Genomic DNA, 8,829 nt, shown 5'->3' on the forward strand with positions numbered 1-8,829 from the left:
TGTCACCCTTTTTTCACGGCAGGAGGGCCGTCAGGTCGGGCTCGATGCCCGGGATCGAGACGGTGTACCGGCCCGGGTGGACGGCGGTGACGGTGACGTCGGCGCCGCTGCCGCGCAGGACGCGGGCCGCGTGGACCGGGCCCGAGCCCGCGGCGGGGGCGAGCAGGATCGAGTAGCCACCGGCCTTGCCCTTGGGCGTCGGGTCGACGAGCACGGTGCGCCCGGCGGGGATGCGGATCGTCCTGGTCGTCGCGTCGCCGCTCGCGGGCCGGACGGTCAGGACCACCTCGGCGTCCCCGCGGGGGGCGGCCAGGATCAGGCGCGTGCTCGTCCCGGACGGACCGGACCCGGCCGGGACGGCGGCCGGTGAGGTCAGCGCGGGCGCGGCGGTGCCGAATGCGATGTCGGCGGCGCCGCCCTTGGCCGACCGGGTCTGCCGGACCACGGCGACCACCGGGCGGTCGGAGGTGACGACCAGCGCCGACGCGGCGGTCTCGCCGACCTGCGCGAGGTTGAACTCGGCCACCCGGCCGGCCTTGACCTCGACGTTGTCGAGCCCGGCGGGGACGAAGGAGTTGTCCGGGGTCAGCGCGCGCACGGTGACGATCGCGTCGTTCTCCCCCGGCACGAGCAGGTGCAGGCTGCGGCCGAGCTTGCCGTCGGGCAGGCCCGGGATGACGACGCTGCGGGACGGGCTCGGCGCGGGCGCGATCCAGTCGACGCCCCGCGGCTGCACGCCGCGCTCGTCGGAGTCGTGGACGACGGCGGAGATCCGGCCGCTGCTCGCGCGCACCTCGATGCCGAGCCGGGCGTGGCCGGCGGTCATGCCCTCGAGCGGGATCGAGACGGCGCCGAGGGCCGGGACGTCGATGCCCGTCGAGTTCGGCGGCGCCTCGACCGGGCCGCCCTCGTTCCAGAACCGGAGGTCGACGACGGCCGGCACGGCCTCGGGATTGGTCAGGACGAGCCGGTCGCGCCGGCCGGCGGCGGTGGCGGCGCCGACGAACCACGACGTCGGCTGCGCCGTGGTGCACGCGACGGCCTCGAGCCCCCGGGCGGCGCCGGAGCGGCCGGTCGTGACGAGCTCGGCGGCCAGGCCGGGGGCGAGCACGCCGGTGCCCCGGGCGAGCAGCGGGGTGCTCAGTTTGCTGACGTCCACCGAGGTGCGGCCGGGCGAGGAGATCCGCGCCCGCGGGGAGCCGGTGCGGCCCAGGTCGGAGAGCGTCGCGGCCCCGGACCGGGGCGCCGGGGACGGGGAGGCGGCGTCGGCCGCCTGCGCGGCCGCGATGTCCGCGGCGGACTCCGGGGCGTAGAGCGTCACCGCGCTGCGGGCCGAGGACCCGGTCACGACCGGCGCGGGGCAGGCCAGTTCGGCGCTGCGAACCTCGTCGACGATCGGCGCGATCGAGCCGGCACCGCTGCCGCCGACGACCTGCACCACCAGCGCGAGCACGGCGAGACCGCCGGCCACCGCGAGGGGTGCGCGCGGGCCGACGGGACGGATGCGGGCGGACGCCCGGCGCCGGGTCTCGCTCACGACGCATCCCCCACGCGTTCGGCCGCGGCGTGGCGGCGGGCGGTCGGGACGGGGACGTCCTCCTCGTCCTCCCGCACGCGGCCGCCGCCCGGGAGCGCGAGGACGACCATCACGAGGAACAGCGTCGCCTGGGAGAACAGCCAGATCCCGCGCAGCGGCGAGTTCCACTCCACGACGAGTCGGCCACCCTCGGCCGGGACCGTGAAGGCCTGGGCCCACCCGCCCGAGGTCTGGGACTCCAACGACCTGCCGTCGACGCTCGCCTTCCAGTGCGAGCTCGCGGGCTCGGCGAGCGCGAGCACGCCGCCGCCCGGCGGCAGCTCGGCGTCGGCCCCGACGCGGGTGGAGGGCACGGGCACCGCCGCGCCGCCATCGGCCGGGTAGAACATCAGCCGCGCGACCGGCACCTGGACGCGCCAGAGCCCGTCGCCGCCCTGGGTGCTGACCTGCTCAAGGCCGGGGATCGCGTCGAGCCGGCGCGCGAGGTCGGCGGGCACCGGGGCCTTCACGAGCACGTAGCGGATCGCGAAGCTCCCGAGCCGGCTGACGACCTCGTCGCCGCGGCCGGAGACGAGGTCGCCGACGAGCTGGGCGACGCGGCGCTCGGCCGCGGACGGCGGCGAGACGTCGGCGGCGCCGAGGCGCGGGCCGGAGTCGCGGACGATCGCGTAGGAGAGGGAGCCCTCCGCGCGGTGCACGCGCAGCGCGAGGGTGCGGGGACGGTCGCTGGTCTCGGCCTCGGCGGCGACGAACGCGGGGACGAGCACCGGGGAGCCGCGGTCGATCGGACCGTCCGCCCCGCGGGCGATCCAGACCAGCCCGCCGATCGCCGGGGCGCCGACGGCGATCAGCGCGACGAACCCGGCGAGCGGCTGCGCCAGCCCGAACTCGCGCGCCGCGAGGCGCTCGGCGAGCCCGTGCGCACCGACGATGGCGGTGATCAGCAGACCGAGCGCCGCCAGCGCGAGCGCGAGGCCCGGCCAGGCCGAGATCTCCGTCCCGCCGGCGGGCGAGCGCACCTCGAAGCGGGAGACGACGAGCGCGACCAGGTAGCCCAGGCACGCGGCGGCGACGCCGGCCGTCGCGACGATCCGGCGGGTCGAGACCGCGAGCCCGACGAGCCCGGCGACGAGGACGCCGAGACCCACCCAGCCCGGCAGCGGGTTGGGACCGCCGGCGTCGAGGAGCAGGAGGCGCCAGGTGTCCTGGACCTCGCCGGCGAGGTCCGGGCCGGGTGCGCCCGGCTCGCCGAGGAACCGGGACGGATGACGCAGCAGCTGAGCCGACCAGGGCAGCAACGCGACCGGCGGGAGCGCGACCACGATCGCGAGGCGGGTGAGCAGGGCGCGGTCCCAGTCGGCGGCGAGCCCGCGGGCGGCGCCGGCGACGGCACCGGCGGCAAGCAGGGCGAGCACCCAGGCGAGCGGGACGAACGCCGTCATCACCGTCAACGTCAGGGCCGCGACCCACGTCGCCCGGACGGTGCCGGCGCGTCCCGGGGTCCCGATCGCGCGCACGAACGCGAGGGCGAACGCGGGCAGCAGCACCACCGCGACGGCGGTGCCGAGACGGCCGGTCGCGATCGCGCCGGACAGGACGGGAAGGGTCGCGTAGGCGGCCGCGCCCCACACCCGCAGGGCGCGGGAGGTGGGCAGCGCGCCCGCGGTCAGGTAGGCGACGGCGCCGGCCATCGGCACGCTCCCGACCAGCAGGACCGTCACCGCGAGGTCGGCGTGCCCGCCGAGCAGCGTCGCGACGAACGCGACGGCCGCCAGGTACGGCGGGGACGCCTCGGAGCTGCCGACCGAGTCCGGGTGCCACGACCCGGTGTAGGCCGACCACAGGTCGGACGCCCCGCCGGGCGCGGGGAGCAGGGCACCGCCGAAGATCCGGCCGCCGGCGAGGAGCTCGCGCCCGGCGAGCAGGGTGAGCGCGAGCAGGCCGAGGACGAGCAGCCAGCCCGGGCTGCGCAGCACCCGCCGGAGCAGGACGCCGCCGGCGCCGAGGTCGAGGTTCTCCATGTCGTCGGCACCCGGGCCGGACTCGACGACCCGGTGCCGGCCGATCGCGACGCCCTCGGTGCGGCGGCCCCCGATGAAGCTGGTGAGCGCGTCCCGGGCGAGCGCGAACTGATGCCCGAAGCGGGGGAAGAGGCGCCGCAGCGAGGACGGGGCGACGCGGTGGTCGGCCCGGCGCTCGCGGCGCATCTCGAGGATCGCGCGGGGCTGCAGCAGCACGCTGCCGATCGCGAGCACCTCGTCGGCCGCCTGCTGCGGGATCTTCGCGACCAGGTACCCGATCGCGCGCAGCAGACCGCCGAGGAACAGTCGGGGGATCGCGAGCAGGAACCGCCGCGTCGGGAGGTTCGCGAGCAGGACGCGCATCGCGCCGGCGCGGTCGAGCAGGTGCACCCGGCCGGAGCCGATGTCGACCTCCCGCCGGGCCTTCGCGGACGCCTCCGCGTGGTAGACGACCGCCTCGGGGACGACCGCCACCCGGTACCCGGCGAGCCAGGTCCGCCAGCAGAAGTCGACGTCGTCGCGCATCAGCGGCAGGTGTTCGTCGAAGCCGCCGAGGTCGTCCCAGACGTCCCGGCGGACGAGCATGCCCGCGCTGGAGACGGCGAGCGTCTCGCGCCGGTTGTCGTGCTGGCCCTGGTCCTGCTCGCCGCGCTCGAGGTGCTCCTCGCGCCGGCCGCCGCCGTCGATCGTGACGCCGACCTCGAGGAGCATCCGACGCCGGTACCAGCCACGGACCTTCGTCCCCGCCACCCCGAGACCGGGGTCGGCGTCGACGGCCGCGAGCAGGTGCTCGAGCGCGTCGGGCTCGGGCTCCGAGTCGTCGTGCAGGAGCCAGATCCAGCGCCGGACCTCGGCGTCCGGCGCTCCGTCCGCCGCCGCCTGGGAGTCGGCGGCAGCCAGCGCCGCCTTCACCGCGGCGCCGTAGCCGGTGTCCCGCGGCAGGGAGATCACCGCGGAGGCCGGGACGTGCTGCGCCAGCAGCTCGGACGTCGAGTCCGTGCTCCCGGTGTCGGCGACGATCAGGCGGTCGCCGGGCCGGGTCTGGTTTCGCAGTGCCGGCAGGACCTGTGGCAGCCAACGTTCGCCGTCGTGGGTCACCAGGACGACGGTCACGTCGTGCCGGGCGTCGGCCGGCGGTGGCGGGTTGATCATGGCGGAACCGCCACCTTAGGGGAGCGCGGACCCGAAGTCGGGCCCGCTCACCCGTTCCGCCGCTTTTGCCTCAGACCGGTTGCGTCACACCGGTTGCGTCAGACCGGTTGCGTCAGACCGCGCGCTTCTTCAGCCGACGGCGCTCACGCTCGGACATGCCGCCCCAGATCCCGAACCGCTCGTCGTGCCCCAGGGCGTACTCGAGGCAGTCGTTGCGGACCGTGCAGGACAAGCAGACCTTCTTCGCCTCCCGCGTCGATCCGCCCTTCTCCGGAAAGAAGGCCTCCGGATCCGTCTGGGCGCAGAGAGCCTGCTCCTGCCATGTCATCTCACGCTCGACGCCCCCGAGCAAGGGGAGGAAAACCTCACCCATCGCTGCCTCCTCGACCCTGGAAATTCCACCCGTGTGTGGTCGTTCTCCGCTTGGCGTACCCGCTGATCCCGCCGTTATCCGCGGTGAACGACACGAGTGAAATTACACGCCTGAAAATCCACTCCCGTCAACCCGGACGGTGATATTGACCCGTTCGGTGGGGGATGTCTCACCCGGTGGGTGATCCGGGTGTGGCCATTGGGACGATGGCGCCCATGCGCATCACCGTCCTGGCCGGCGGAATCGGGGCCGCCCGCTTCCTTCGCGGACTGCTCTCCCACCTGCAGGCGGCCGTGCCCGGCGCCGAGGTCACGGTCATCGGCAACACCGGGGACGACATCACGCTGTTCGGGCTCCACGTCAGCCCCGACCTCGACACCGTGATGTACACGCTCGGCGGCGGCATCCACCCTGACCAGGGCTGGGGCCGCGCGGACGAGACCCGGGCCGTCCAGGACGAGCTCGGCGCCTACGGCGAACCGCCGGACTGGTTCGCGCTCGGCGACAAGGACATCGCGACCCACCTGGTCCGCACCCGGATGCTCCGCGAGGGCGCGACGCTGTCCGCGGCGACGGCGGCCCTGTGCGCCCGGTGGCAGCCCGGCGTGACGCTGCTGCCGATGACCGACGACCCCGTCACGACGCGAGTGGACATCGAGGACCCGGACGGAGCATTGCGCACCGTCCACTTCCAGGAGTACTGGGTCCGGCTCCACGCCGAGCCGGCCGCGCTGAAGATCCGGTTCGAGGGGGCCGAGGAGTCGCGTCCCGCGCCCGGTGTCCTGACCGCGATCGCGGAGGCCGACGTGATCGTGTTCCCGCCGTCGAACCCGGTGGTCAGCGTCGGGGCGATCCTCGCGGTGCCCGGCATCCGGTCGGCGGTGGCGGCGGCGAACGCCCCCGTCGTCGGGGTCTCCCCGATCATCGGCGGCGCCCCGGTGCGCGGCATGGCCGACAAGGTCCTCGCGGCGATCGGGGTCGAGACGTCCGCGGCCGCGGTCGCCCTCCACTACGGGCCGGATCTGCTCGACGGGTGGCTGGTCGACACCTCCGACTCCGCGGCGGTCGAGACCGTCACGGCCGCCGGCATCCGGTCCCGCGCCGTCCCCCTGAGGATGACCGACGTCGACGCCACCGCCGCCATGGCCGCGGCCGCGCTCGAGCTCGTGCAGTGACGCAGCTGCAGATCCTCCCGGTCCCCGGGATCGGCGAGGTCCGGCCGGGCGACGACCTGGCCGCACTCGCCGCCGCGCACGCCGACCTGCAGGACGGCGACGTCCTCGTCGTCTCCAGCAAGGTCGTGAGCAAGGCCGAGGGCCGGATCCGGCATGCGCCCGACCGCGAGGCGGCCATCGACGCCGAGGCCCTGCGGGTCGTCGCCCACCGGCGCGGGACGCGCATCGTGCAGACCCGGCACGGCCTGGTGCTCGCCGCGGCCGGGGTCGACGCCTCGAACACCGAACCCGGCACGGTGCTGCTGCTGCCCGAGGACCCCGACGCCTCCGCCCGCGCCCTGCGCGCCGGGCTGCGGGAGCGCGGGGTCCACGTCGCGGTCGTGGTCACCGACTCGCTCGGTCGCCCGTGGCGGCAGGGCGTCGTCGACGTCGCGATCGGGGTCGCCGGCCTCGCCCCGGCCGAGGACCTCCGTGGCGACAAGGACAGCTACGGCAACCTCCTCGAGGTGACGGTGGTCGCGACCGCCGACGAGGTCGCCGCCGCGGCCGAGCTCGTCAAGACGAAGCTGGGCGGAATCCCGATGGCGGTCGTCCGGGGCCTCGCGCACCTGACGACGCGTGAGGACGGTCCCGGCGCCCGCGCGCTGATCCGCCCGGCCGAGGACGACATGTTCTCCCTCGGCACCGCGGAGGCCCGCCGGACGGCGGTCACCAACCGGCGAACGGTGCGTCACTTCACCGACGAGCCCGTGGATCCGGGAGCGGTGGACCGTGCCCTCGCCGCCGCCCTCACGGCCCCCGCCCCGCACCACACGACCCCGTTCCGGTTCGTGCGGCTGAACTCGGCGGAGTCCCGAACCCGCCTGCTCGACGCGATGCACGAGGCCTGGGTCGCGGACCTGCGCGCCGACGGCATGACGGAGCATCAGATCGAGGTCCGAACGCGGCGGGGCGAGGTCCTCCGGCGCGCGCCGCTGATCGTCGTCCCCTGCGTCGTCCGCGACGGCGCGCACTCCTACCCCGACGCCGCCCGGTCCGCCGCCGAGCGGGACATGTTCACCGTCGCCGGCGGCGCGGCGGTCCAGAGCCTGCTGATCGCCCTCGCCGCCGAGGGCCTCGGCTCGTGCTGGGTCTCGTCCACCCTGTTCTGCCCGGACGTCACCCGCACCGCCCTCGACCTCCCCGCCGACTGGGACCCCCTCGGCGCCGTCGCCGTCGGCGTCCCCGCCGCTCCCCCGACCCCCCGCCCCGACCTCTCCCCCGCTGCCCGGGCCCAGTTCCTCCGCGACCTCTGACCCCCACCCCCCTGCACTGGAGATGACATCTCTTGTGCACGTGCACTGGAGATGACATCTCTTGTGCACATCGGCGCGGGGTGGTGGCCCTCCCGGCCTACCTGTGGATAACTCCAGGGCGACGTCGACGAATCAGGCCATGATGCGCGGCATGAATCTCGACCTCCCGTCCTGCCTCGCGCCGATCGCACTCGCGCAGGGTGGCGTCATCACCGCGGAGCAGTGCTCCGAAGCCGGGATGACCCGCGAGACCCGCCGACAGGCGGTCCTCGCGGGAGTGCTGCACCAACTGCGCCGCGGGGTCTACACGCCCGGCTCGTACTGGGCACAGGTCGACGAACGGGAGCGGCATCGCATCGAGATCGCCGGTGCGCTTGTGGCGCGGCGTTGGCATCCCGGGGACACCTCGGTGACGCTGGCGGCGGGCGGCGTCAGCGCGGGTTTCCTCCACCAGTTGCCGCTGCCGAGCAATCCCCGGACCGACAATCGCGTCTTCGCCGAGGCCGAGGAACTGCAGCCCTGGGACCGACGCCCGCACCACGTGCATCTCGTCAGCGCGAACCGGGACCGGCGGACGTTTCGCGCCGGCGTCGAGATTCGCCCGGCCGCCCTGCCGACGGAGCACATGGGCGTGCAGGGCGTGATCCCGGTGTGCAACCTGGCGCGCACTGCGGTGGACCTGATGCGCGACAGACTCGCCCCGAGGCGGTCGCCGTGGCCGACGCGGCGCTTCGTCAGGGTGCGGCGCGCGAAGAACTTCAAGCGGTGCTGGACTCCTGCCATCAGTGGCCGAGCTCGCTGACCGCCGCACTCGCGATCAGCTTCGCCGACGGCCGCGCCGAGTCCCCGGCGGAGTCACTCGCCCGTGTGGTGTGCGCGGACGGGGGGATTCACCCGGAGCCGCAGGTCGATCTGTACGACGCCCACGGTCTCATCGGCCGGGTCGATCTGCTGCTCCGCGCGTTTCGGGTCGTCATCGAGGTGGACGGCCTCGTCAAGTACCTCGATGCCTGGTGCGGCGACGCGGAGCAGGCGATGAAGGCGCAAAAGGCGCGCGAGCGGCGTCTGCGGGAAGCGGGTTACATCGTGATCCGCACGACGTGGCACGAGCTCACGACCGACCCCGAGGGGTTCCTCGCTCGCCTCCGTGCCGCCATGGCGCGTGGGGCACAGTCGGCCTGACCGGGCGACCCTCCCGCCGCGCGGGGAGTCGGTGCACAAGAGAAGTCATCTCCACTGCGTGCACAAGAGATGTCATCTCCAGTGCGGGGGGGGG

The 8,829-nt window shown here is 74.8% G+C and carries 7 protein-coding genes; 4 read left to right on the top strand and 3 right to left on the bottom strand.

Annotation, left to right across the window (positions count from 1 at the left end; translation table 11 throughout):
* Positions 1–13: 13 nt before the first annotated feature.
* From SPOPO_RS0126485 to SPOPO_RS0126495, 3 genes are all read right to left on the bottom strand, one after another.
* Positions 14–1,537: a DUF5719 family protein gene (locus SPOPO_RS0126485; protein WP_019878260.1), complete on the bottom strand. Its 1,524-nt coding sequence runs from the start codon at positions 1,535–1,537 to the stop codon at positions 14–16.
* The gene (locus SPOPO_RS31835) at positions 1,534–4,710 is read right to left on the bottom strand and encodes a glycosyltransferase family 2 protein (protein WP_019878261.1); all 3,177 of its coding nucleotides are present in this window, start codon (positions 4,708–4,710) and stop codon (positions 1,534–1,536) included. The genes SPOPO_RS0126485 and SPOPO_RS31835 overlap by 4 nt, the downstream gene beginning before the upstream one ends.
* 112 nt (positions 4,711–4,822) lie before the next feature.
* Positions 4,823–5,083: a WhiB family transcriptional regulator gene (locus tag SPOPO_RS0126495; RefSeq protein ID WP_019878262.1), complete on the bottom strand. Its 261-nt coding sequence runs from the start codon at positions 5,081–5,083 to the stop codon at positions 4,823–4,825.
* Positions 5,084–5,298: 215 nt separating this feature from the next.
* Here SPOPO_RS0126495 and cofD point away from each other — a divergent pair, with 215 nt between their 5' ends.
* The 4 genes from cofD (at position 5,299) to SPOPO_RS31840 (ending at position 8,735) form a co-directional block, all read left to right on the top strand.
* A complete protein-coding gene (gene cofD, locus SPOPO_RS0126500) occupies positions 5,299–6,258 on the top strand; it encodes a 2-phospho-L-lactate transferase (RefSeq protein ID WP_019878263.1) in 960 nt (319 codons plus the stop codon).
* Positions 6,255–7,553, top strand: coding sequence for a coenzyme F420-0:L-glutamate ligase (locus SPOPO_RS0126505; RefSeq protein WP_019878264.1), 1,299 nt, complete (start codon positions 6,255–6,257; stop codon positions 7,551–7,553). Before cofD ends, SPOPO_RS0126505 begins: the two co-directional genes overlap by 4 nt.
* 151 nt (positions 7,554–7,704) lie before the next feature.
* Entirely contained in the window at positions 7,705–8,355 is a 651-nt protein-coding gene (locus tag SPOPO_RS0126510) for a type IV toxin-antitoxin system AbiEi family antitoxin domain-containing protein (RefSeq protein ID WP_156870283.1), read from the top strand.
* Positions 8,319–8,735, top strand: coding sequence for an endonuclease domain-containing protein (locus SPOPO_RS31840; RefSeq protein ID WP_019878266.1), 417 nt, complete (start codon positions 8,319–8,321; stop codon positions 8,733–8,735). Before SPOPO_RS0126510 ends, SPOPO_RS31840 begins: the two co-directional genes overlap by 37 nt.
* Positions 8,736–8,829 lie beyond the last annotated feature (94 nt).

Origin of the sequence: Sporichthya polymorpha DSM 43042, assembly GCF_000384115.1 — a bacterium.
GTDB lineage: Bacteria > Actinomycetota > Actinomycetes > Sporichthyales > Sporichthyaceae > Sporichthya > Sporichthya polymorpha.

What these genes read in the sequence shown, in the direction of transcription:
- SPOPO_RS31835 (WP_019878261.1), bottom strand. Translation starts at nt 4,710, where the DNA reads ATGATCAACCCGCCACCGCCGGCCGACGCCCGGCACGACGTGACCGTC.
- SPOPO_RS0126495 (WP_019878262.1), bottom strand. Translation starts at nt 5,083, where the DNA reads ATGGGTGAGGTTTTCCTCCCCTTGCTCGGGGGCGTCGAGCGTGAGATG.
- cofD (WP_019878263.1), top strand. Translation starts at nt 5,299, where the DNA reads ATGCGCATCACCGTCCTGGCCGGCGGAATCGGGGCCGCCCGCTTCCTT.
- SPOPO_RS0126510 (WP_156870283.1), top strand. Translation starts at nt 7,705, where the DNA reads ATGAATCTCGACCTCCCGTCCTGCCTCGCGCCGATCGCACTCGCGCAG.